20 protein-coding genes are annotated in these 24,886 nt (G+C 55.1%); 10 read left to right on the forward strand and 10 right to left on the reverse strand.

Annotated features, from left to right (window positions below; genetic code table 11):
• Positions 1–37: 37 nt before the first annotated feature.
• Both envZ and ompR read right to left on the reverse strand, forming a co-directional pair.
• Positions 38–1,399 carry a two-component system sensor histidine kinase EnvZ gene (gene envZ, locus ACZAHD_RS06835; RefSeq protein ID WP_462456104.1) on the reverse strand — a complete coding sequence of 454 codons (1,362 nt, stop codon included), beginning with the start codon at positions 1,397–1,399 and terminating at the stop codon, positions 38–40.
• Positions 1,396–2,115 carry an osmolarity response regulator transcription factor OmpR gene (gene ompR / locus ACZAHD_RS06840; RefSeq protein WP_001157751.1) on the reverse strand — a complete coding sequence of 240 codons (720 nt, stop codon included), beginning with the start codon at positions 2,113–2,115 and terminating at the stop codon, positions 1,396–1,398. Before ompR ends, envZ begins: the two co-directional genes overlap by 4 nt.
• Positions 2,116–2,362: 247 nt before the next feature.
• Here ompR and greB point away from each other — a divergent pair, with 247 nt between their 5' ends.
• The 5 genes from greB (at position 2,363) to feoC (ending at position 8,494) form a co-directional block, all read left to right on the forward strand.
• Positions 2,363–2,836 carry a transcription elongation factor GreB gene (gene greB, locus ACZAHD_RS06845; protein WP_462456105.1) on the forward strand — a complete coding sequence of 158 codons (474 nt, stop codon included), beginning with the start codon at positions 2,363–2,365 and terminating at the stop codon, positions 2,834–2,836.
• Positions 2,837–2,937: 101 nt separating this feature from the next.
• Positions 2,938–5,268, forward strand: coding sequence for a Tex family protein (locus ACZAHD_RS06850; RefSeq protein WP_462456106.1), 2,331 nt, complete (start codon positions 2,938–2,940; stop codon positions 5,266–5,268).
• A 404-nt stretch (positions 5,269–5,672) separates the two neighbouring features.
• A complete protein-coding gene (gene feoA, locus ACZAHD_RS06855; RefSeq protein ID WP_462456107.1) occupies positions 5,673–5,900 on the forward strand; it encodes a ferrous iron transporter A in 228 nt (75 codons plus the stop codon).
• 29 nt (positions 5,901–5,929) lie between these two features.
• Positions 5,930–8,248, forward strand: coding sequence for a Fe(2+) transporter permease subunit FeoB (gene feoB, locus ACZAHD_RS06860; protein WP_462456108.1), 2,319 nt, complete (start codon positions 5,930–5,932; stop codon positions 8,246–8,248).
• Positions 8,249–8,257: 9 nt separating this feature from the next.
• Positions 8,258–8,494 (forward strand): [Fe-S]-dependent transcriptional repressor FeoC, encoded by a 237-nt coding sequence (gene feoC, locus ACZAHD_RS06865; RefSeq protein ID WP_462456109.1) that lies wholly within the window; start codon positions 8,258–8,260, stop codon positions 8,492–8,494.
• 62 nt (positions 8,495–8,556) lie between these two features.
• Here feoC and ACZAHD_RS06870 read toward each other — a convergent pair whose 3' ends face one another.
• Complete coding sequence (locus ACZAHD_RS06870; RefSeq protein ID WP_462456110.1) at positions 8,557–8,826, reverse strand: YdgH/BhsA/McbA-like domain containing protein; 270 nt, start codon at positions 8,824–8,826, stop codon at positions 8,557–8,559.
• A 110-nt stretch (positions 8,827–8,936) separates the two neighbouring features.
• On the reverse strand, positions 8,937–9,719 hold the full coding sequence (gene bioH / locus ACZAHD_RS06875) for a pimeloyl-ACP methyl ester esterase BioH (protein ID WP_462456111.1): 783 nt from the start codon (positions 9,717–9,719) through the stop codon (positions 8,937–8,939).
• A gap of 37 nt (positions 9,720–9,756) precedes the next feature.
• Here bioH and gntX point away from each other — a divergent pair, with 37 nt between their 5' ends.
• The 3 genes from gntX (at position 9,757) to gntT (ending at position 12,728) form a co-directional block, all read left to right on the forward strand.
• Positions 9,757–10,431 carry a DNA utilization protein GntX gene (gntX, locus tag ACZAHD_RS06880; protein WP_462456112.1) on the forward strand — a complete coding sequence of 225 codons (675 nt, stop codon included), beginning with the start codon at positions 9,757–9,759 and terminating at the stop codon, positions 10,429–10,431.
• 58 nt (positions 10,432–10,489) lie between these two features.
• Positions 10,490–11,065: a Fe-S biogenesis protein NfuA gene (gene nfuA / locus ACZAHD_RS06885; RefSeq protein WP_032690439.1), complete on the forward strand. Its 576-nt coding sequence runs from the start codon at positions 10,490–10,492 to the stop codon at positions 11,063–11,065.
• 346 nt (positions 11,066–11,411) lie between these two features.
• The gene (gene gntT / locus ACZAHD_RS06890; protein ID WP_462456113.1) at positions 11,412–12,728 is read left to right on the forward strand and encodes a gluconate transporter; all 1,317 of its coding nucleotides are present in this window, start codon (positions 11,412–11,414) and stop codon (positions 12,726–12,728) included.
• 90 nt (positions 12,729–12,818) lie between these two features.
• Here the strand turns inward: gntT and malQ are convergent, their stop codons facing one another.
• A complete protein-coding gene (gene malQ, locus ACZAHD_RS06895) occupies positions 12,819–14,906 on the reverse strand; it encodes a 4-alpha-glucanotransferase (RefSeq protein WP_462456114.1) in 2,088 nt (695 codons plus the stop codon).
• A gap of 10 nt (positions 14,907–14,916) precedes the next feature.
• Positions 14,917–17,307, reverse strand: a complete 2,391-nt coding sequence (malP, locus tag ACZAHD_RS06900; RefSeq protein ID WP_462456115.1) for a maltodextrin phosphorylase — start codon at positions 17,305–17,307, stop codon at positions 14,917–14,919.
• A gap of 621 nt (positions 17,308–17,928) precedes the next feature.
• Between malP and malT the strand changes: the two genes are divergently transcribed.
• Positions 17,929–20,634 (forward strand): HTH-type transcriptional regulator MalT, encoded by a 2,706-nt coding sequence (malT, locus tag ACZAHD_RS06905; protein WP_462456116.1) that lies wholly within the window; start codon positions 17,929–17,931, stop codon positions 20,632–20,634.
• Positions 20,635–20,640: 6 nt separating this feature from the next.
• On the opposite strand, the gene ACZAHD_RS06910 is transcribed toward malT, so the two are convergent.
• From ACZAHD_RS06910 to glpE, 3 genes are all read right to left on the reverse strand, one after another.
• Positions 20,641–21,399, reverse strand: coding sequence for a DeoR/GlpR family transcriptional regulator (locus ACZAHD_RS06910; RefSeq protein ID WP_462456117.1), 759 nt, complete (start codon positions 21,397–21,399; stop codon positions 20,641–20,643).
• A 68-nt stretch (positions 21,400–21,467) separates the two neighbouring features.
• Positions 21,468–22,298 carry a rhomboid family intramembrane serine protease GlpG gene (gene glpG / locus ACZAHD_RS06915; protein WP_462456118.1) on the reverse strand — a complete coding sequence of 277 codons (831 nt, stop codon included), beginning with the start codon at positions 22,296–22,298 and terminating at the stop codon, positions 21,468–21,470.
• Between the two features lie 139 nt (positions 22,299–22,437).
• Positions 22,438–22,767, reverse strand: coding sequence for a thiosulfate sulfurtransferase GlpE (gene glpE, locus ACZAHD_RS06920; protein ID WP_015585604.1), 330 nt, complete (start codon positions 22,765–22,767; stop codon positions 22,438–22,440).
• Between the two features lie 213 nt (positions 22,768–22,980).
• Here glpE and glpD point away from each other — a divergent pair, with 213 nt between their 5' ends.
• On the forward strand, positions 22,981–24,489 hold the full coding sequence (gene glpD, locus ACZAHD_RS06925) for a glycerol-3-phosphate dehydrogenase (protein ID WP_462456119.1): 1,509 nt from the start codon (positions 22,981–22,983) through the stop codon (positions 24,487–24,489).
• Positions 24,490–24,581: 92 nt separating this feature from the next.
• Here the strand turns inward: glpD and ACZAHD_RS06930 are convergent.
• A partial coding sequence (locus tag ACZAHD_RS06930; RefSeq protein ID WP_462456120.1) for an integrase core domain-containing protein occupies positions 24,582–24,886 on the reverse strand: 305 nt, incomplete at its 5' end.

Consider the following 24,886-nt stretch of genomic DNA (forward strand, 5'->3'; position numbering starts at 1 on the left):
GCCGACTTGCGCGATTCAGACGGCTGCCAGCGGCCGCTTAACTCTCTTTGCTTTGCTTCGTTGGCATTAACGCACGTTGAACCGGAACCGGCAGCCAGGCGCGAATTAACAGCCCGCCCCGCTCGCTGGAGCCAATCTCCAGGCGACCGTTATGGTTATCGATAATACGCTGCACAATCGCCAGCCCCAATCCGGTACCGCTGGTGCTGCGGGCGCTATCGCCACGAACAAATGGCTGGAACAGATACTCGCGTTGTTCCGGCTTAATCCCCGGACCATCATCCTCAACCTGGAACCAGGCGCTGCTTGCTTCACTACCGCTGCTGACCTTAATCCAGCCGTTGCCATAACGCGCGGCGTTAACCACCATATTGGCCAGCGCACGCTTAATGGACAGCGGATGAATACGCAGCAGAATCTCGCCGGCCTGCAGCTCCGTTGCAATTTCACGTTCGTAACCGCTTTCCGCCGCAATAACCTCACCCAGCACGGAGTTCAGGTCCGCCAGCTCCATCGGCATCTCCTGACCCGTACGCAGGTAATCAATAAACTGCTCGATGATGGCGTTACACTCTTCGATGTCTTTGTTGATCGACTCAGCAAGGTAACCGTCCTCTTCCCCCATCATCTCTGTCGCCAGGCGAATACGTGTCAGCGGCGTACGCAGATCGTGGCTGACGCCAGCCATTAACAGTGTACGATCGTCTGCCAGCTGTTTTACGCCTGCGGCCATGTGGTTAAAGGCCCGGGTGACCGAACGCACCTCGGATGCACCGTATTCCCGCAACGGCGGCGGAATGATGCCCCGCCCGACCTGCAACGCCGCATGTTCAAGATCGACCAACGGCCGGTTCTGAATACGGATAAACAGCCAGGCGCCACCAATCGCCAGTAACATAATCGCGAGGGTATAGCGGAACAGCGGCGAGAAGTCGCCCTGATGGATTTCCGTCAGCGGTACGCGCACCCAAATATTGGGCGACAGCCAGGTTTTCAACCACACCACGGGGGAGCTTTTGTTAACCTCAACCCGCACTTCGGTTGGCCCACCCAGCTGGTGCGCCATCTGCTGGCTTAAAAACTCATAATGCTGCGCCCAGCGCAGACCAGCATCTTCCGCCGCTTCATTGGAATAGAGCGAAATGCCCAGCTCGCGATAAATTTCGCGGCGAAACGCCGGCGGTACCACCAGCTGGGTGCCATCCTCCAGCTGCAGTTTATCGGTCATCAGCATACGCACTTCGTATGCCAGCACCTTATTAAACTGCTGGAGGCTCGGTAGAATCGCAAAATTCAGCACCACCAGGTAGGTGGTCACCAGGCTGACAAACAGCAAGGTGACAATCAACAACAGGGTGCGAGCAAACGAGCTTCGCGGCGAAAAGCGCACGCGTTTCATGCCTTAGAGCCGTCCGGTACGAAGACGTAGCCAAGCCCCCACACGGTCTGGATGTAGCGCGGATGTGCCGGATCCTCTTCAACCATGCGGCGCAGACGGGAGATTTGGACATCGATGGAACGCTCCATCGCCGAGTATTCGCGACCGCGAGCAAGGTTCATCAGTTTATCGCGGGAGAGCGGCTCACGCGGATGACTCACCAGCGCTTTCAGTACCGCAAATTCACCGCTGGTAAGCGGCATTGGTTCATCTTCGCGGAACATCTCGCGAGTGCCGAGATTCAGCTTGAATTTACCAAAGGCGATGACCGCCTCTTCCTGCGACGGCGCACCCGGCAGCTCATTGGCCTGACGACGCAGCACAGCGCGAATACGGGCCAGCAGTTCACGCGGGTTGAACGGTTTTGGAATATAGTCGTCCGCACCGATTTCGAGACCGACAATACGGTCAACCTCTTCCCCTTTCGCCGTTACCATGATGATCGGCATCGGGTTGCTTTGGCTACGCAGGCGACGGCAAATGGAGAGGCCATCTTCGCCCGGCAACATCAAATCCAGCACCATCAGGTGGAAGGACTCACGAGTCAACAGACGATCCATTTGTTCAGCGTTGGCGACGCTTCGAACCTGGAAGCCTTGCTCGGTCAGATAACGTTCGAGCAGCGCACGCAGGCGCATGTCGTCGTCGACAACCAGAATCTTATAATTCTCTTGCATTGTTTATACTCCCAAAGGTTCACTGCAATTGTCAGTGCGTATTCTCAAAAAAGCCCGGGTCGCCGACCAGCTAAATCTGGTATATATTCCAGGCTAAATTGTTACAAAGCATATTTAACAGCAGCTTAAGTATACATTTAATCATAAGACACATTATTTATCCTGTCGGTATTATTACGTGCTGCGAATTGTGCGCAACCGCACATCGTTGCGCACAGTGTCCGACAATCAGAAGGTAGAACGATAAATGAAGACGCCGCTGATCACCCGTGAAGGGTATGAAAAACTTAAAAAAGAAATGGACTATTTGTGGCGTGAAGAGCGTCCTGAGGTCACCAAAAAAGTGACCTGGGCGGCCAGCCTCGGTGACCGTAGCGAAAATGCCGATTACCAGTACAACAAAAAGCGTCTGCGCGAAATCGACCGCCGGGTACGCTATCTGACCAAATCTCTGGAAAATCTGAAGATCGTCGATTACTCCCCGCAGCAAGAGGGCAAAGTGTTTTTCGGCGCGTGGGTTGAAATCGAAAACGATGATGGCGACATCAAACGCTTTCGCATCGTCGGTTATGATGAAATTTTCGGACGTAAAGACTACATCTCTATCGACTCGCCGATGGCCCGCGCGCTGCTGAAAAAAGAGGTCGGCGACCTGGCGGTGGTTAACACGCCCGCCGGCGAAGCCAGTTGGTACGTAAACAATATCGAATATGTGAAATAACGCGCCCGGAACAATCTGAGAGCCGGGTACCGCGACTGGCATTTTGCTGTGTCAGTCCGTATAACTATCCCTTGATTTTCGATCCACAAGATGAAAAAGACATGATGAATGATTCGCTCTGCCGCATTATTGCGGGTGAACTTCAGGCCAGGTCTGAACAGGTAGAAGCTGCCGTTCGCCTGCTTGATGAAGGGAACACCGTGCCGTTTATCGCACGCTATCGTAAAGAAGTCACCGGCGGTCTGGATGACACGCAGCTGCGTAATCTGGAAACCCGGCTCGGTTATCTGCGTGAACTGGAAGACCGCCGTCAATCCATCCTCAAATCGATCGGCGAACAGGGCAAGCTGACCGATGCGCTGGAAAAAGCGATTACCACCACGCTGAGCAAAACCGAGCTCGAAGACCTTTATCTGCCCTATAAACCGAAGCGCCGCACCCGTGGGCAAATCGCCATTGAAGCCGGGTTGCAGCCGCTGGCGGACCTGCTCTGGAACGAGCCGTCCCACGACCCGGAAACAGAAGCCGCGAAGTTTGTTGATGCCGATAAAGGCGTCGCCGATACCAAAGCCGCACTGGATGGCGCGCGTTATATCCTGATGGAGCGTTTTGCTGAAGACGCCGCGCTGCTGGCGAAGGTGCGCGACTACCTGTGGAAGAATGCGCACCTGGTTGCCACGGTGGTGAGCGGGAAAGAAGAGGAAGGGGCAAAATTCCGCGACTACTTCGATCACCATGAACCTGTCGCTACCGTCCCTTCGCATCGCGCACTCGCCATGTTCCGCGGCCGTAACGAAGGCATCCTGCAGTTGGCCCTGAATGCCGACCCGCAGTTTGACGAGCCGCCGAAAGAGAGCCACTGCGAACAGATTATTAGCGACCATCTCGGTTTACGGCTGAACAACGCCGCCGCCGACAGCTGGCGCAAAGGGGTTGTCAGCTGGACGTGGCGCATTAAGGTGCTGATGCATCTGGAAACCGAGCTGATGGGCACCGTGCGCGAACGCGCCGAAGATGAAGCCATCAACGTGTTTGCCCGTAACCTGCACGATTTGCTGATGGCCGCCCCCGCCGGATTGCGCGCCACCATGGGCCTCGATCCGGGTCTGCGCACCGGTGTAAAAGTCGCCGTGGTAGATGGCACCGGTAAACTGGTCGCCACGGACACCATCTATCCACACACCGGACAGGCCGCCAAAGCGGCGATAGTCGTCGCCGCACTGTGTGAAAAGCACAACGTTGAGCTGGTCGCTATCGGGAACGGCACCGCCTCCCGTGAAACCGAGCGCTTCTTCCTCGATGTCCAGCAACAGTTTCCGAAAGTCACCGCGCAGAAAGTGATCGTCAGCGAAGCCGGGGCTTCCGTCTATTCGGCTTCCGAACTGGCAGCTCTGGAGTTCCCGGACCTCGATGTTTCTCTGCGCGGCGCCGTGTCAATCGCCCGCCGTCTGCAGGATCCGCTGGCCGAACTGGTTAAAATCGATCCGAAATCCATCGGTGTGGGCCAGTACCAGCACGACGTCAGCCAGTCACAGCTGGCACGTAAGCTGGATGCGGTGGTCGAAGACTGTGTTAACGCCGTCGGCGTGGATCTGAACACCGCTTCCGTGCCGCTGCTCACCCGCGTGGCGGGCCTGACGCGGATGATGGCGCAGAATATCGTCGCCTGGCGTGATGAAAACGGCCAGTTCCAGAACCGTCAGCAACTGCTGAAAGTCAGCCGCCTCGGTCCCAAAGCCTTCGAGCAGTGCGCCGGGTTCCTGCGTATTAACCACGGCGACAACCCGCTGGATGCCTCCACCGTTCACCCGGAAGCCTACCCGATCGTTGAGCGTATTCTGGCCGCGACCCGGCAGGCGTTAAACGATCTGATGGGCAACAGCAGCGAATTACGCAGTCTGAAAGCGGCCGACTTCACCGATGAGAAATTCGGTGTGCCAACCGTCACCGACATTATCAAAGAGCTGGAAAAGCCCGGTCGCGACCCGCGTCCGGAATTTAAAACCGCGAAGTTCGCCGATGGCGTGGAAACCATGAACGACCTGCTGCCAGGCATGGTCCTTGAAGGTGCGGTCACCAACGTCACTAATTTTGGCGCCTTTGTCGACATCGGCGTTCACCAGGATGGCCTGGTGCATATTTCGTCGCTGTCGAATAAATTCGTCGACGATCCGCATACCGTAGTCAAAGCTGGCGACATCGTGCAGGTTAAAGTGATGGAGGTCGACCTACAGCGTAAACGTATCGCGCTGACCATGCGTCTGGACGAGCAGCCGGGCGAGAGTAACGCCCGACGCGGCGGCGGTAACGATCGTGCGCAGGGCAATCGCCCGGCGGCAAAGGCGGCAAAACCGCGCGGCCGTGAAGTGCAGTCAGGTGGCAACAGCGCCATGATGGACGCGCTGGCTGCAGCCATGGGTAAAAAACGCTAATCCTTCCCGGCCCCTCATTGCAGGGGCCGTTTTTCCGCCCTGTTCTCTGACCCAATATCGGTATACTGCGCAACTTGATTCACGACGGCGAATAAAGGCGAGTAAATAAGTTATCTATTAAAGTTTCATTTTGTTAACCAATGAAACCTTAATTGAACATTCAATGACAAAATAAATATTACCGTTATTTATCGCTACAGTGCAGACCTTGCGCCATATCAAAAAAGCAGCATATTTCCGGCAAATGTCAATTATTAAACCCTTTATGTATTGATGATAAAAACTATTATCATTATCATCATTTTCAGTAGGTCTTTATTTTTCTCCGTTGGCTATGCCCCAGGTGCTGTGCGATGACCGCACACGGTAAACTCTCGTTCAGTTAGCGATTACAGGTAGGCCTTATGCAATTCACTCCTGATAGTGCGTGGAAAATCACGGGTTTCTCTCGCGATATTAGTCCGGCTTATCGTCAGAAACTGTTATCCCTTGGAATGCTGCCAGGATCCTCTTTTAATGTGGTCCGCGTCGCACCACTTGGCGATCCGGTGCATATCGAAACCCGGCGCGTAAACCTGGTATTACGCAAAAAAGATCTCGATTTAATAGAACTGGAAGCGGTTGCACGATAACACCTGGTCCGGTACTCAGAGTCTGAAATATGAAAAAGCTAACTCTTGGTTTAATTGGTAATCCGAACTCCGGCAAGACAACATTATTTAATCAGCTTACCGGTGCTCGTCAGCGCGTCGGCAACTGGGCCGGGGTCACCGTCGAGCGCAAAGAAGGGGCCTTTACCACCACTGACTACCAGGTCACCCTGGTGGACCTCCCCGGCACCTATTCGTTAACGACGATCTCTTCACAGACCTCTTTAGATGAGCAGATCGCCTGCCACTATATCCTCAGCGGCGACGCCGACATGCTGATTAACGTGGTCGACGCCTCAAATCTGGAACGCAACCTCTATCTGACGCTGCAATTACTGGAGCTGGGCATCCCCTGCATCGTTGCGTTGAATATGCTGGATATTGCCGAGAAGCAAAAAATCCGTATTGACGTTGACGCGTTGGCGGCCAGACTGGGTTGCCCGGTGATTCCGCTGGTCTCTACTCGCGGGCGCGGCATCGAAGCGTTAAAAATGGCCGTCGATCGCCGCCAGCAAAATACGTCGCTTGAACTGGTGCATTACCCGCAGCCGCTGCTGCGCGAAGCCGAAAAACTGGCTCAGGAGATGGTGCCGGAGATCCCGCAGCGTCAACGCTGTTGGCTGGGTTTGCAGATGCTGGAGGGTGATATTTACAGCCGCGAGTACGCCGGGAACGCTGCGCATAAGCTCAACGATGCCCTGGCGAATCTGAGCGCGGAAATTGACGATCCGGCACTGCATATCGCGGATGCCCGCTATCAGAGCATTGCCGCCATCTGCGATGCCGTCAGCAACACGCTCACCGCTGAGCCAAGTCGTTTCACCACCGCGATGGACAAAATCATCCTGAGCCGCGTGCTGGGGCTGCCCATCTTCTTATTTGTCATGTACCTGATGTTTCTGCTGGCGATCAACATCGGCGGCGCGTTACAACCCATCTTTGACGCCGGCTCCGTGGCTATCTTTATTCACGGTATTCAGTGGCTGGGTTATACCCTGCATTTCCCGGACTGGCTAACCGTTTTCCTTGCCCAAGGGCTGGGCGGCGGTATCAACACCGTGCTGCCGCTGGTACCGCAAATAGGCATGATGTATCTGTTCCTCTCCTTCCTTGAAGATTCCGGCTATATGGCGCGAGCGGCCTTCGTCATGGACCGCTTGATGCAGGCGCTGGGGCTACCAGGGAAATCTTTTGTTCCGCTGATTGTCGGCTTCGGCTGCAACGTGCCGTCGGTCATGGGCGCGCGCACACTGGATGCGCCGCGCGAACGTCTGATGACCATCATGATGGCGCCGTTTATGTCCTGCGGCGCGCGCCTGGCGATCTTCGCGGTTTTCGCCGCCGCGTTCTTTGGTCAGAATGGCGCGCTGGCGGTCTTCTCGCTGTATCTGCTCGGTATCGTGATGGCTATCCTGACCGGCCTGATGCTCAAACACACCATTATGCGCGGCGAAGCATCGCCGTTCGTGATGGAACTGCCGGTCTACCACGTCCCGCATATCAAAAGTCTGGTCCTCCAGACCTGGCAGAGACTGAAAGGCTTTGTGCTGCGCGCGGGTAAAGTTATCGTCATCGTCAGTATTTTCCTTAGCGCCCTGAACAGCTTCTCGCTCAACGGCAAGCTGGTGGATAACATTAACGATTCGGCGCTGGCCTCCGTCAGCCGTATTATTACGCCGATTTTTAAACCGATTGGCGTGCATGGAGATAACTGGCAGGCCACCGTCGGACTGTTTACCGGCGCCATGGCGAAAGAGGTGGTCGTCGGGACGCTAAACACGCTCTACACTGCCGAAGATATTCAGAATAAAGCCTTTAATCCGCAGGAATTCCACCTCGGCGACGAACTGCTGGCCGCACTGGATGAAACCTGGCAGAGCCTGAAAAACACCTTCAGCCTGAGCGTCCTGGCTAACCCTATCGAAGCCAGCAAAGGCGATGGTGAAATGGAAACCGGCGCCATGGGCGTTATGGGCAGCAAATTCGGCAGCGCAGCGGCCGCCTACAGCTACCTGATTTTCGTTCTGCTCTATATCCCGTGCATCTCGGTAATGGGGGCTATCGCTCGCGAATCTAGCCGTGGCTGGATGTCATTCTCCATCCTGTGGGGGCTGAACATCGCCTACTCGCTCTCCACGCTGTACTACCAGACTGTGAGTTTCAGCCAGCATCCGCGCTACAGTCTGGTGTGTATCCTGTCGGTAGTGCTGTTCAACGTCTTGGTCTTTGGCCTGTTACGCCGATCCCGTAGCCGGGTCGACGTCTCCCTGCTGGCCACGCGTAAAACGCCGTCATCCTGCTGCCAGAGTCCAGCAGGTGACTGTCACTAAGGAGTTATCATGGTGTCGTTGATTGAAGTACGCAATATGCTGGCCCTGCAGGGACGGATGGAGGCGGCACAGCTCAGCGCTCGCCTGCATGCTCCGCAGGCGCTGGTCGATGCCATGCTGAGTCGTCTGGAAGACATGGGGAAAGCCGTGCGCATGAAGGAAGACGCGGACGGCTGTTTGTCCGGTAGCTGCAAAAATTGCCCTGAGGGGAAAGCCTGCTTGCGGGAGTGGTGGGCACTGCGCTGATAACTCCAGGGCTAAGCCCCTTGAGCACTAAAACCAAAGCGGGTCCTGAGACCCGCTTTTGCTTATTTGTAGACGTCGGCGTTAGCGTGAACGGTTTTCTCATTTTTCGAACCGGCAATCACTACAAAATACTTGCCGCCCAGCTCATCCGCCTTCTTCGACAGATCGCGCTTTGCATCCATCGGTGAAGTCGTTTTTGAAGTCGTAATGCTGCCGATTTTCGTCAGCTTCATTGATGCCACTTCATCTTTTTGAATCTCTTTCGCTGCAAACGCGCCAAAAGACAGGGAGCCAATCACCAGAGATGCAACAATACCTGTAATTATTTTCATAGCCTCAACTCTCCATAAGGTTGTTTTTATAGGCCCCGGGGGCGACAAAAAGGCCTTCCCCCCCGTGACAACCTAAGTATTGCTATGGTCGGGATTTTTGCCACAGCCTGCTAAAAATAATTGTGCAGACGATTTTTCAACGCCACCAGTGGCTCACAGAACGCCTGCGGGTGCGAGATAAACGGTGCATGGGCCGCTTTTTCAAAGACCACAGATTCACTCTGCGGCCATAATGCATCCAGAACCGGGACAATTTTCCGCGGTACCAGACCATCCAGTCGGCCATACAGCCGCAGGAATGGCTGCGCGAATGCAGTCAGCGGTTGGCGTAAATCGGCCGTTTTCAGGATCTCCAGCCCGCCGTTCAACACTTCTGAGGACGGCATCGGCAACGACAGCACGGTACTTTTCAACGCCCGGGCATCCTGGCGAGCGCTTTCCGTCCCCATCGTTTGCAGCGCCAGAAACCGCTCTACGGTACGCTGGAAATCTTCACTCAACTGCTGCTGAAATCCACTCAGCACCTCTGCTTTGATTCCGGGCCAGTCGCCATCGGCGCCAAAACAGGGTGAAGAAGCCACGGTGACCAGCGCCTGGACACGCTCGGGATGACACAAAGCAATCTGACTGGCCACCAACCCACCCAGGCTCCAGCCCAGCCAGATAGCCTGTTCCGGGGCCTGGCTCAGTACCTGCTGCGCCATCTCTTCCAACGACAGGGCGCCAAAGCCGCTGCTACGACCATAGCCCGGCAGGTCAACCAGATGCAGCGTAAAGTGCGAGGCCAGTTCCGGCGTCACGCAATCCCATACCCCGGCATTCAGTCCCCATCCGTGCAGGAGCACAAGATGACAATTTCCTTCCCCCACGGTTTGCCACCAGATGTCGTTCATCAGTTACTGTTCTCTCTCCACCATTACGAGGTGAAATATGCTAACAGTACACAGCTTATGCTGGCTATGCCAAATGCCGGTGGCGATCGCCAGCTGGGGAATCTGCTCCCGCTGCGCCACCTCTCTGGCACTTCCCCATTCGCTTTGCCCGCGGTGCGGCCTGCCTGCAGCGGCCAGCAAACTCCCCTGCGGTCGCTGCCTGCAGAATCCGCCGCCGTGGCACCGGCTGGTCACGGTCAATGATTACCGGCCGCCGCTGAGCGGTTTGATACATCAACTTAAGTTTTCTCATCGCCCGGAACTGGCGCCAGCGCTGGCGCGTCTACTGCTGTTACGCGTTCGCCAGAGAGAAGGATTTCCCCAACCAGACCGTCTCGTCAGTGTCCCGCTGTGGCAGCGGCGCCAGTGGCGACGAGGCTTCAATCAAAGTGACCTGCTATGCCGACCGTTGGCGCACTGGCTGCAGTGCGCCTGGCACCATGATGCTTTACGTCGTAACCGACGTACTGCGACCCAACACCACCTCTCTGCCCGCTTGCGCAAACAGAACCTGAAAAATGCCTTTCAGCTTGAAATATCGGTGCACGGCCTCCATATCGCCATTGTGGATGATGTCGTCACCACCGGAAGCACCGTCGCTGAAATATCCCGCCTGCTTTTGCGAAACGGCGCCGCGACAGTTCAGGTATGGTGTATATGCCGTACCTTGTAGACCCTTGCTGATGGGCGTATTATAACCCAGTAAAATAGTCAACTATTAGGCCAACGCTATGATCCGTATTTCCGATGCTGCACAAGCGCACTTTGCCAAATTGCTGGTAAATCAGGAAGAAGGGACACAAATTCGTGTATTTGTGATCAATCCCGGCACCCCAAACGCTGAGTGCGGCGTTTCCTACTGCCCACCGGATGCGGTGGAAGACACCGACACGGCGCTGAAGTTTGAGCAGCTGACGGCGTATGTCGACGAACTCAGTGCGCCGTATCTGGAAGACGCTGAGATTGACTTCGTCACCGATCAGCTTGGCTCTCAGCTGACGCTGAAAGCACCGAACGCCAAGATGCGCAAAGTTTCCGACGATGCTCCGCTGATGGAACGCGTTGAATACTTGCTGCAATCACAGATTAACCCGCAGCTGGCCGGCCATGGCGGACGCGTCACGCTGATGGAAATCACCGAAGACGGCCTGGCTATCCTGCAGTTCGGCGGCGGCTGTAACGGCTGCTCGATGGTCGATGTCACCCTGAAAGAAGGGATCGAGAAACAGTTGCTGAACGAATTCCCTGAGCTGAAAGGCGTGCGCGATTTGACCGAGCACCAGCGTGGCGAACACTCTTACTACTAAGCACGCTTCATCTTCCCGATGTTAAGCCCGGTGGCATTTCCCCTGCCGGGCTGCCCCTGCCGATGTTACCGCACAACATTTCCCCCTGCCCGCCCGGCAAAAACCCGGGAAAGAGTATGACTTAAGTCTCATATTTAAAATTTTACCTCGTCGGGTGATTTTCAATCCGCATATGTTACCCGTATCATCTCTTTCAGGCACCGCTGCTATAAAAATAGCCAGCTATCCTTTCTTACAGGAGTGATAGTCGATTTTATGGCGCCGTAACGTTTGCCGGCCGAGGCGGAGCAAACGGAATAAACTGAAATTTGACGTTACCCATAACAAATGAAAGGCCAGGTAAATTATGCCATTAGTCATCGTTGCTATCGGGGTTGCCCTGTTATTGCTGCTGATGATCCGTTTCAAAATGAACGGCTTCATCGCTCTGGTTCTGGTGGCACTCGCCGTCGGACTTATGCAAGGTATGCCTCTGGATAAAGTCATCGTATCCATTAAAAACGGCGTTGGGGGAACTCTCGGCAGTCTCGCACTAATCATGGGCTTTGGCGCTATGCTCGGTAAGCTGCTGGCGGATTGCGGCGGCGCTCAGCGAATTGCCACGACCTTAATTGCTAAGTTCGGTAAAAAACACATCCAGTGGGCAGTCGTGCTGACCGGTTTTACCGTCGGCTTCGCGCTGTTCTACGAAGTGGGCTTTGTGCTGATGCTACCGTTGGTGTTCACCATTGCCGCATCTGCCCGCATCCCGCTGCTGTACGTCGGCGTTCCCATGGCGGCCGCGCTCTCTGTGACTCACGGTTTTCTACCTCCGCACCCGGGCCCAACGGCGATTGCCACTATCTTCCACGCCGATATGGGCAAAACCCTGCTGTACGGTACGATTCTGGCTATCCCGACGGTTATCCTTGCCGGTCCGGTTTTTGCTCGCTTCCTGAAAGGCATCGATAAGCCGATTCCGGAAGGACTGCACAACCCGAAAACCTTTACCGAAGAAGAGATGCCGGGCTTTGGCGTCAGCGTCTGGACCTCACTGGTACCGGTGATCCTGATGGCGATGCGTGCCATTGCCGAGATGATCCTGCCGAAAGGCCACGCCTTCCTGCCAATTGCCGAGTTCTTCGGCGACCCGGTCATGGCGACCCTGATTGCGGTCCTCATCGCTCTGTTCACCTTCGGCCTGAACCGTGGGCGTTCGATGGAACAGATCAACGACACGCTGACTTCGTCTATCAAAATTATCGCCATGATGCTGTTGATCATCGGCGGCGGTGGCGCCTTCAAGCAGGTGCTGGTCGATAGCGGCATGGATAAATACATCGCCTCGATCATGCACGAATCCAACATGTCTCCGCTGTTTATGGCCTGGTCTATCGCGGCGGTACTGCGTATTGCGCTCGGCTCCGCGACCGTTGCCGCCATCACCGCTGGCGGGATTGCCGCACCGCTGATTGCCACCACCGGCGTCAGCCCGGAACTGATGGTTATTGCCGTCGGCTCCGGCAGCGTTATTTTCTCTCACGTTAACGATCCGGGCTTCTGGCTGTTTAAGGAATACTTCAACCTGACCATCGGAGAAACCATTAAGTCGTGGTCGGTGCTGGAAACCATTATCTCAGTGTGCGGCCTGGTTGGCTGTCTGCTGCTGGGGATGGTGGTGTAAGCCAGACATCTGCATAAGAAAGGCCGGGTCCGCTGCGACCCGGCCTTTTTGTTAACCTTTTTACATCGCGTCACCGGGGACGCGGTGGAACTACTTCTTCTTAGCGACAGCTTTGCGCCGCTTATCCAGATCCTTAATCAGCTTATTCACCCGCTCATTAGCAAACATCTGCTCAAGGGTTGTGGACAGCTTACGCCGCCAGTTCGGATATTCGGTGCTGGTTCCCGGGATATTGACCGGGGTGGCCATGTCCAGCCAGTCTTCCGGCTGTAGCCCCAACAATGCGCTGTTGCTGTCCGCAATGTAACGCTGCATACCGCGATTGAGGGTCGACGTCATCGCCATCAGCGAGGCATTATGCCCGGCGCGCTTTGGCAGGCAGCCATACTGATGCAGCGCATCCAGCAGCCCCTGTTTCGCCAATTCACGATCCTGATACAGGCCACGCAAAACCCCTTCATCAGGGTACAGACCTAGCGATTTACCCAGCGTCAGGTCTCCGCTTTCCCAGTAGCCACGTAGCGTCGGCAGATCATGCGTCGTCGCCACTGCCATTGATTGTTGCGGATACGTCTGCGGTGCGCGGAACGTCTTCTCATGGTCGTTTTCGAAATAGAGCACTTTGTAGGAATAGACGCCGCTCTTACGCAACTTGCCGACTATCTCCACCGGTACGGTACCCAGATCTTCGCCAATCACCATACAGCGGTGACGCTGACTCTCCAACGCCATAATCGACAGCAGATCATCAACCGGATACTGCACATAGGCGCCGTGGTCGGCGGTTTCACCATACGGAATCCACCACAAACGCAGAACCGACATCACGTGGTCGATGCGCAATGCACCGCAGTTTTGCATGTTGGCGCGCAGCAGCGCAATGAACGGCTCATAGGCACGGGCAACGATGATATGCGGATCCATCGGCGGCAAGCCCCAGTTTTGCCCCAGCGGGCCAAGAATGTCCGGCGGCGCCCCAACGGAGGCTTTCAGACAATACAGCTCGCGGTCACACCAGGTTTCCGCGCCGCCTTCCGCCACGCCCACCGCCAGATCGCGGTACAGGCCAATCGGCATCGCGTCGTGCTGGCTGGTGTGCCAGCATTCTGCGAACTGGGAATACGCCAGCCACTGCAGCCAGAGGTAGAAACTCACCTCATCGGCCTGTCCGGTACAGAACGCTTTCACTTCCGGGCTGTTGATATCCTGATACGCTTTTGGCCAGGCAGGCCAGCCCCAACGGAGCGGATCTTGCTGTATCTGCCAGGCGTGCAGGGCATCATACGTCGCCTGCCAGTACAGACTTTCGCCTTCCCGAAGCACGAACTGACGAAACGCCGTCATCGCGTCATCGTGGCGGGCGGAAAATCGCTTCCAGGCCATGCGCAGCGCGGTCATTTTCAACGTGGTCACGGCACAATAATCCACATTGTCGGTTTGACGTGCGGCCTGTAATGCCCGCTGTGTCTCCGGCGATTGCCACCAGGCCTGCGCCTCTTTGCTCTGACGAAAATCATCGACCGCGTTAACGTCGATATAGATAACGTTCAGCCAGCGCCGTGAGGATGGGCTGTAGGGACTGGCACTCTCCGGATTTGCCGGATAGAGTGCATGAATCGGGTTAAGGCCGATAAAGGCGCCGCCGCGCCGGGAAATTTCCGGCAACATCGCACGTAAATCGCCAAAATCACCGATTCCCCAGTTGTTCTCCGAGCGCAGCGTATAAAGCTGTACGCAGGCGCCCCACAGTTTTTTACCCTCTTTCAGAGCTTGTGGTTCATAGCAACGTATCGGGGTCACAATCGCCCGACAATGCCAGCGCTCGCCATCCTGAGTCAGGGTCAGCGAATGATACCCTTCCGGCAGTCTGGCCGGCAGCGGAAGGGTCTCCCCTCCACGCACTTTGCCTTGATACTGTTTGCCCACTTCGGTGGTGAGGATCCACTGGTATTCCCCGCGACCGGCGACCGGCAGCGACATTTTCTTGCCGTGTGTGAAAACCTGCACCGGCGGCAGCGGGTCAACCGCCACTTTCGTGGCGGTTGTTGTACGATGCATCGCATCCAGCAGGCGTTGTTTAGTCGCCGCAGCAATCGACTGCGGCTTACCGTGCGCATTGATGTAGTCAGGACTTATTCCCGCCGCCAGCGCGGCGTTATCAAGGCGTTTAGTCTCCATAGGCCTGTCCTTAGCGTTTTGCCTGCCAGATACGTTGTTGATAGTCGCGAATTGAGCGATCGGAGCTGAACATGCCGCAGCGCGCGCTATTCAGAATCGCCGCGCGGGTCCAGGCGTCCTGGTCACGGTACAACTCATCCACCCGCTTTTGCGCAGCCACATACGCGTCGAAGTCCGCCAACACCAGATACGGGTCGCCACCTTTCAGCAAGCTGTGCAGCATCTGGTCGAAAGCATGCTTGTCGCCGTCACTATACTTGCCGCTTTCCAGCTCTTTCAGGACTGCATCCAGCAGCTTGTCCTTTTTACGCCATTTCAGCGGGTCGTACCCTTTCGCTTTCAGCGCCTTAACTTCTTCAACGGTGTTACCGAAGATAAAGATATTCTCTTCACCGACCTGTTCGGCGATTTCAACGTTCGCTCCGTCCAGGGTCCCGACGGTCAGCGCACCGTTCAGCGCCAGCTTCATATTGCCGGTACCGGAGGCTTCTTTCCCCGCGGTGGAGATCTGTTCCGAGACATCCGCCGCTGGAATCAGCATTTCCGCCGCAGAGACGCAGTAATCCGGCAGGAAGACCACTTTCAGCTTGTCGCCTACCAGCGGATCGTGATTCACCGCTTGCGCCACCTTGTTGATAGCAAAAATGATATTTTTCGCCAGGTAGTAGCCCGGTGCGGCTTTCGCCCCGAACAAGAACACGCGCGGTACGCGGTCCGCCTGCGGGTTTTCGCGGATCTCTTTGTACTGCGCCAGAATGTTCAGCAGATTGAGATGCTGACGCTTGTACTCGTGCAGACGCTTAATCTGGATATCGAAAATCGCCTGCGGGTTGATCTCGATGCCGGTACGCGCCTGAACAAACGCCGCCAGGCGAACTTTGTTAGCCAGCTTAATTTCACGCCAGGTCTGGCGGAACGCCGCATCGTCAGCGTATTTCTCCAGATGGATCAGTTGATCGAGGTCGTTAACCCACTCTCTCTTCAGCGTCTTATCCAGCAGTGCGGCCAGTTCCGGGTTGCACTGTTTAATCCAGCGGCGTGGGGTAATACCGTTGGTGACGTTATGGAATTTATTCGGCCACAGCTGGTGATATTCCGGGAACAGATCCTTGACCACCAGATCGGAGTGCAGCGCGGCAACGCCGTTGACCGCAAAGCCGCTGACCACGCACATGTTCGCCATCCGTACCTGCTTGTCATGCACCACCGCCAGCTTCGCCCACACCAACTTATCGCCAGGCCAGGTTTTCTCGACCAACGTTTTAAACCTGTCGTTAATCTCTTTGATTATCTGCATATGACGTGGCAGCAGCGCTTTCACCAGTTTCTCGTCCCAGCACTCCAGCGCTTCAGGCATCAGCGTGTGGTTGGTATAGGCGAAGGTTTTGCTGGTAATGGCCCAGGCGTCATCCCAGCTCAGTTGGTGTTCATCGATCAGTACGCGCAGCAGCTCAGGAATCGCGATGGTCGGGTGGGTGTCATTGAGCTGGATCACTTCGTAATCCGCCAGTTCCGCCAGCTTACGACCCGCAAGATGGTGGCGACGCAGAATATCGGCAACCGAACAAGCGCACTGGAAGTATTGCTGCATTAAGCGCAGCTTTTTCCCTGCCTGATGGTTATCGTTCGGGTAAAGCACTTTAGTCAGTTTTTCCGCATCGATGCCCTGTTGCTCTGCGCGTAGGAAATCGCCATTGTTAAATTTGGTCAGGTTAAACGGATGAGCATGAGTCGCCTGCCACAGACGCAGCGGCTGCGCCACGTTATTGCGATACCCCAGCACCGGCAGATCCCAGGCCTGACCGGTAATCACCAACGCCGGTTCCCAGGCGCCGCTTTTGCTGACCTTACCGCCGATCCCAACCTGCACATCCAGCTGTTCGTTATGACGGAACCACGGATAGCGGCTACGCCCCCAGTCATCCGGCGCTTCGATCTGCTGGCCATCTTCGAAAGACTGGCGGAACAGGCCGTACTGATAATTCAGACCATAGCCGGTCGCCGACTGGTCAACGGTCGCCATGGAGTCGAGGAAACATGCTGCCAGACGGCCCAGGCCGCCGTTGCCGAGGCCCGGATCGATCTCTTCTTCCAGCAGATCGGTCAGATGAATATCATGGGCTTTCAGCTCATCGCTTACCCCTTGATACCAACCCAGATTCAACAGGTTATTGCCGGTCAGACGACCGATCAAAAACTCCATAGAGATGTAGTTGACGTGACGCTGCCCTTTGACGGGTTTCGCCACCGGTTGAGCGGCTAACAGCTCGGCAAGCGCACCGCTTACGGCGTGCCACCACTGACGCTGAGTCATCTCAGAAGCGGACTGTAAGCCAAAGTGCTGCCACTGACGGGTCAGTGCAGCCTGAAACTGATCTTTATTAAAAGAAGTCTGTGACATAAGAAATCCGGGTCCTTTACTAAAACGTTAGCGTTAGTGTGCCGACCTCCTGAAGCAACGTCCTCATCCCGACAGGGATTAGGCAGGGAGGAGCAGCAGGGATGAGCAAAAAGTGTGATCGTGGCCACTATAACGGTAGCTCTCCGTCAGAAATATGCTGAAAAATTCACCGTACAGGAACACTATGTTGTTCTTCACCATCAGAAGAAATTTTGTTACAGGCCGAGACAAAACGTTCGATAAAACACCATTCCGCAATTATCACAAAATAAAAATAAGCATTGTGTAAAAAATAATCCCGTCTCATCACACAAATCCGACAAAATGATTATTTATAAGATCGACCTGAAGTTAATTGAATAAAAACATACAACTACAAAAAATGGAACGGATGCTATTTTATCTGTACCTGGATCGGAGAAAACCCAGCAACCACGCACGCTGGTACCGGTTTTACAACGGCAGGATTTTAATTGGGAATTTGTGACCTGGTGCAAATTCAAGAGCATAAACCCCGGACATAACTTGCAATAATTTTCATTATCGTCGACCTTAATAGTCATTAATTACGAAGCGCAAAAAAAATCGCAAATCCTCCCTTGCACAGCGAAATGATTAACTATGTTGATTCCGTCTAAATTAAGTCGCCCAGTCCGTCTTGAACACACCGTGGTTCGCGAGCGATTGCTGGCTAAACTTTCCGGCGCGAACAATTACCGTCTCGTGTTGGTCACCAGCCCCGCTGGGTACGGCAAGACAACGCTCATCTCTCAGTGGGCAGCGGGGAAAAATGAACTTGGCTGGTTTTCGCTGGATGAAGGCGACAACCAACAGGAGCGTTTTGCCAGCTATCTGATCGCGTCTGTTCAGCAGGCTACCGGCGGCCACTGTGTGGCCAGCGAAACGCTGGTACAGAAGCGCCAGTATGCCAGCCTGCCCTCGCTTTTTGCGCAGCTGTTTATTGAGCTCGCCGGCTGGCATCGCCCGCTGTATCTGGTGATTGATGATTATCATCTGATCAACAATCCGATGATTCACGATGCGATGCGCTTCTTCCTCCGTCATCAGCCGGAGAATATGACTCTGGTGGTGCTCTCGCGCAACCTGCCGCAACTCGGCATTGCTAACCTGCGCGTGCGCGATCAACTGCTGGAAATTGGCAGCCAGCAACTGGCGTTTACCCATCAGGAAGCAAAACTCTTTTTCGACTGCCGTCTGGCCTCGCCGATTGAAGCTGAAGACAGCAGCAGGCTGTGCGACGACGTTGCTGGCTGGGCCACAGCGCTTCAGCTTATTGCTCTTTCAGCCCGCCAGAATAACTCCTCCGCCCACCACTCCGCCCGTCGTCTTGCCGGTATTAATGCCAGTCATCTCTCTGATTATCTGGTGGATGAGGTACTGGATAATGTCGACGCGCGTACGCGTAATGTTTTGCTGAAAAGCGCCCTGCTGCGCTCAATGAACGATGCGCTCATCGTTCGCGTGACCGGGGAAGAAAATGGGCAAATGCAGTTAGAAGAGATTGAACGTCAGGGCCTGTTCATACAGCGGATGGACGACTCAGGCGAATGGTTCCGCTATCACCCCCTGTTTGGCAATTTTCTGCGCCAGCGCTGCCAGTGGGAACTGGCAACTGAATTACCTGAAATTCACCGCTCTGCCGCCGAAGGCTGGATGGCGCTGGACTTCCCGAGCGAAGCCATTCATCATGCGCTGGCGGCCAGTGATGCGAAAATGCTGCGTGATATTTTATTGAATCACGCCTGGGGCATGTTTAATCACAGTGAACTGGGGCTGCTCGAACAATCGCTGGCGGCGCTGCCGTGGACAAACCTGCTGGAAAATCCGCGTCTGATTCTGCTGCAGGCCTGGCTGATGCAAAGCCAGCACCGTTACAGCGAAGTCAACACCCTGCTGGCTCGCGCCGAGCAGGAGATGAACATGAAAATGGATACCGCGATGCATGGCGATTTCAACGCCCTGCGTGCACAGGTCGCCATTAACGCGGGCGATCAGGAAGAGGCCGAGCGTCTGGCGATGGTCGCATTAGAAGAGCTGCCATTGGCCAGCTATTACAGCCGAATTGTTGCCACATCGGTCCACGGTGAAGTGCTGCATTGTAAAGGTCAGTTAAGTAAATCTCTGGCGGTCATGCAGCAGACAGAGCAGATGTCCCGCCGCCATGACATCTGGCACTACGCGCTGTGGAGCATGATCCAGCAAAGCGAAATTCTCTTTGCTCAGGGCTTCCTGCAGGCCGCCTGGGAAGTTCAGGAGAAAGCGTTCCAGCTTATCCGCGAGCAGCATCTTGAGCAACTGCCGATGCATGAATTCCTGCTACGTATTCGTTCACAGCTGCTATGGGCCTGGGCGCGTCTGGACGAGGCGGAAGCGTCCGCACGTAATGGTATGGATGTCCTGTCAAGCTATCAGCCGCAGCAGCAGCTTCAGTGCCTGGCCTTGATGGTACAGTGCTCGCTGGCACGCGGCGATCTGGATAACGCGCGCAGCCACCTCAATCGCCTGGAAAACCTGCTCGGCAACGGTCACTATCATAGCGACTGGGTATCGAATGCCGATAAAGTCCGGGTGCTCTACTGGCAGATGGTCGGCGATAAAACCGCGGCCACCAACTGGTTGCGTCTGACGCCGAAACCGGAATTCGCCAATAATCACTTCCTGCAAAGCCAGTGGCGCAACATTGCCCGGGCGCAAATTCTGCTGGGTGATTTTGACTCGGCGGAAATGGTGCTGGAAGAGTTAAACGACAATGCCCGCTCGCTGCGCCTGATGAGCGATATTAACCGCAACCTGCTGCTGCTCAACCAACTTTACTGGCAGGCGGGACGCAAAAGCGAAGCACAGAAAGTCCTGCTGGAGGCGCTCGCACTCGCCAACCGCACTGGGTTTATCAGCCACTTTGTGATTGAAGGCGAAGCCATGGCGCAGCAGCTGCGACAGCTTATTCAGCTCAATACGCTACCGGAGCTAGAACAGCATCGCGCCCAGCGCATCCTGCGCGATATTAACCAGCACCATCGCCATAAGTTTGCCCACTTCGATGAGGGCTTTGTCGAACGGCTTCTGAGTCATCCGGAAGTCCCGGAGCTGATTCGCACCAGCCCGCTGACCCAGCGTGAATGGCAGGTACTGGGGCTGATCTATTCCGGTTACAGCAACGAACAGATTGCCGGCGAGCTGGACGTGGCGGCCACGACCATTAAAACCCACATTCGTAATCTGTATCAGAAGTTGGGAGTCGCACACCGCCAGGATGCAGTACAGCACGCCCAGCGGTTGCTTAAAATGATGGGATACGGCGTTTAACGCCGTTTAGCACAGTTCCAGCTGAAGGTTGTTGTCCGTAATCACCTTCAGTATGCCTGCCGGCGGCATCACATCAGTGTAGACCGCATCGACCATGCTGATGCTGCCCATATTCACCATCGCATTACGGCCAAATTTTGAGTGATCCACCACCAACATCACGTGGCGAGAGTTTTCAATAATCGCGCGTTTGGTGCGCACTTCATGGTAATCAAACTCCAGCAGCGAACCATCGCTGTCTACGCCGCTGATACCGAGAATGCCGAAATCAAGACGAAACTGGGAGATAAAGTCCAGCGTCGCTTCGCCGATAATGCCGCCATCCCGGCTGCGCAACTCGCCGCCCGCCAGAATAATGCGGAAATCCTCTTTCACCATCAGCGTGGTGGCCACGTTCAGGTTGTTGGTGACGATACGCAGATCGTTATGTTCCAGCAGCGCATGTGCAACCGCTTCCGGCGTAGTGCCGATATCGATAAACAACGTTGCGCCATCCGGGATCTGGCTGGCCACCTTGCGGGCAATTCGCTCTTTTTCCTGCGTCTGGGTGGCCTTTCTGTCGTGCCAGGAGGTATTGACCGAACTGGAAGGCAGCGCGGCTCCGCCGTGGTGGCGCAGGATCATTTTTTGTTCGGCGAGATCGTTCAGGTCACGACGGATGGTCTGCGGGCTGACAGCAAACTGCTCAACCAGCTCTTCCGTGCTGACATATCCCTGTTTTTTTACCAGCTCGATAATGGCGTCATGACGTTGTGTTTGTTTCATGAAATATCCCTGGGATTATAAGACTCGCATAAAGGCGCTACCGTTGTAGAGAGCCGGGTCAGGCGGCCCTATGTTTGCTTTCGCGCATGTTGCGTATCGACAAACGCCATCGCCAGCCCGGTCACGAGACCTGCCACATGCGCACCGTTCGCAATCGACATGCCAAAAACATCAAACCATCCAGCAATTAACCACACCAAAGAAAAGAGTATCAAGCCACGCTGCAAATAGATGCCGCTTTGCGGATCCCGCTCTCCGCGCAGCCAGACATAGCCCATCAGCGCATATACAACGCCGGATAATCCCCCAAACCAGGGGCCGCTAAACTGGTGCTGGATAAACCCGCTAAACAAGGCGCTAATGACGGTAATGACCACCAGCTTACCCGTGCCGATGCGTTTCTCCACCGCCCCACCGAGGTACCACCACCATAGCAGGTTAAACAGGATATGCATCAGCGAGAAGTGCATGAATGCATGACTAAAGTAGCGCCAGACTTCAAATTTCAGTGACGGATCATAAGGCCAGGCCAGCAGCAGCATGACCGGCTGATCGCCGAGGATATTTTGCAGCACAAAGACCAGGATGCAGGCACATAAAATGGCCCACGTAAACGGCCCGGCGTTGTGACGCAGGGTGGCAAAGAAAGGGAAACGCTGATAGCGCAAACCGCTGTTGGTGTGCCCGGATTGCCAGCTGGCCGCCAGATAACGCGGATCGGCGGGGTTTTCCAGAAAGCGAACCAGTTCAGCCTGCACCCGTCCGGCCTGACTCTCATCGGCCAGCCAGACATCGCTCTGATCATGCTGCTGAATGGTCAGGATAATGCCCTGCGTCGCCATGTAGTCGACAAACGCCTGGGCCACACGCGGGTTAGCAAAAGAAGTAATCATTAACATACAACGGATCGCTTATTCCACACAAAGGGGCTAGTATATACGAGTTGCAGGAGTGGCGCGCCCTGGGCATCCCTGAACAACGCATCCGCAGCCATGACATCCGAAGCAGGACTGAAATAACGGAATGGCGTGCTTACGCTTAAAGCGCACCATGTTCTACTTCCGCAGGGAAATGACGATGCCACGCATCGAACCCACCATCCACGCTGTAAACCTTGTCATAGCCCTGTTGTAACAGGTACTGCGCGGCACCTTTACTGCTATTGCCGTGGTAGCACATCACCATCACCGCGGTGTCAACGTCGTTATCGCGCATGAACGCGCCCAGCGTATCGTTGGTCAGATGAAACGCACCCGGCGTATGCCCCATCGCAAAACTCTGCGGATCGCGGATATCCACCAGCACCGCCTTTGCCTGATGCAGTTTCTGGTGCGCTTCTTCAACATTGATACATTCAAAGTGGTCCATGTGCTCTTTCTCTATATAGCGAAATGATATTGCTGGCAGATAACCGGCCATGATTCTACTGTCTAGTTTACCGTCAGACGGGAAATAAACGCCAATATGTTACACGCATCACTCTGAAATGTTTTTTTGATGTTACCAATGGCGCGTTTGTTTGCTATATTGATCGATAACGAACATTTATGAGCTTAAACGAAAGTGCCAGAGGTAGCGAACGTGGAAACCAAAGATCTGATTGTGATAGGGGGAGGCATCAATGGTGCCGGTATCGCGGCAGACGCCGCCGGGCGTGGTTTATCCGTACTGATGCTGGAAGCACGCGATCTCGCCTGTGCCACTTCCAGCGCCAGTTCGAAGCTGATTCACGGCGGGCTGCGCTACCTTGAACACTATGAATTCCGCCTGGTCAGCGAAGCGCTGGCCGAACGCGAAGTGCTGTTAAAAATGGCGCCGCACCTCGCTTTTCCCATGCGTTTTCGCTTGCCACATCGCCCGCACCTGCGCCCGGCCTGGATGATCCGTATCGGTCTGTTTATGTACGATCATCTGGGGAAACGCACCAGCTTACCCGGCTCGACCAGTTTGCGATTTGGCGCAGAATCGGTATTAAAACCTGAAATAGTGCGCGGTTTCGAATATTCTGACTGCTGGGTTGACGATGCACGTCTGGTATTGGCTAACGCACAGATGGTGGTCCGCAAAGGTGGCGAAGTCCGGACCCGTACCCGGGCTATTTCGGCGAAACGCGAAAACGGCCTGTGGATTGTCGAGGCAGAAGATATCGATAGCGGCGAGAAATTCATCTGGCAGGCCCGTGGTCTGGTCAATGCTACCGGCCCGTGGGTCAAACACTTCTTTGACGAGGGGATACATCTGCGCTCGCCGTACGGCATTCGCCTGATTAAAGGCAGCCACATTGTGGTGCCGCGCGTCCACACTCAGAAACAGGCCTACATTCTGCAAAATGAAGACAAACGTATTGTGTTCGTGATCCCGTGGATGGATGAGTTCTCGATCATTGGCACCACTGATGTTGAGTACAACGGCGATCCGCAGAAAGTGAAGATCGATGACAACGAGATCAGCTACCTGCTGAACGCTTATAACGCGCACTTTAAAAAGACACTGTCCCGCGACGATATCGTCTGGACCTACTCCGGCGTCCGTCCGCTGTGCGACGACGAGTCCGATTCACCGCAGGCGATTACCCGCGACTACACCCTGGATATCCATGACGAACAGGGTCAGGCGCCGCTGTTGTCGGTATTTGGCGGCAAGCTGACGACCTATCGCAAACTGGCCGAGCACGCGCTGGAAAAACTGACGCCCTACTACAAAGGCATCGGCCCGGCCTGGACCAAAACGGCCGTGCTACCCGGCGGTGATATCGATGGTGACCGCGACGATTACGCGGCTAAACTGCGCCGCCGGTTCTCATATATCAGCGAATCGATGGCGCGTCACTATGCCCGTACCTACGGCAGCAACAGTGAGCTGATCCTCGCCGAGGCGGCATCGATAGCGGATCTGGGTGAACATTTTGGCCATGAGTTCTATGAAGCAGAGCTGAAATACCTGGTGGAACATGAGTGGGTACGCACTCTTGAGGATGCCATCTGGCGCCGGACAAAACAGGGGATGTGGCTGAATGAGCAGCAGCAGGCGCAGATCGGCAAATGGCTGGCGCAGCACGCAGGAAAGTCTGAGCTTTCGCTAGCGTCTTAACCCACCAGAGCACGCGCTGGCGTGGAGCAGTAGTTGTATTAGCTCAGACCTGATCTGACAGTTACCGGTTATTTATACAGGTGTCTGTCAGATTACATCTGGCTTAAATTTTTCTCAGCCCAGATGTGTTTTCCATCAAGTAACGTTTCCACTGGCGTCCGGCCACAGCACATTTTCCCCTGATGGGTTCGCTCATTATTATAGTGAACCAGCCATTCATCAAGAGCCGACTGTAATGTATCAAGTTCGCCATACAGTTTTTTGCGGAATGCTACCTGATAAAACTCCTGCAATATCGTCCGGTGGAACCGTTCGCAGATGCCGTTCGTCTGCGGCGACATCGCTTTGGTCTTCGTGTGGTCGATATCATTTATTGCCAGATAAAGCTGGTCATCAT

This window comes from Raoultella sp. (genome assembly GCF_039594335.1).
In the GTDB taxonomy this organism is placed as follows: domain Bacteria; phylum Pseudomonadota; class Gammaproteobacteria; order Enterobacterales; family Enterobacteriaceae; genus Klebsiella.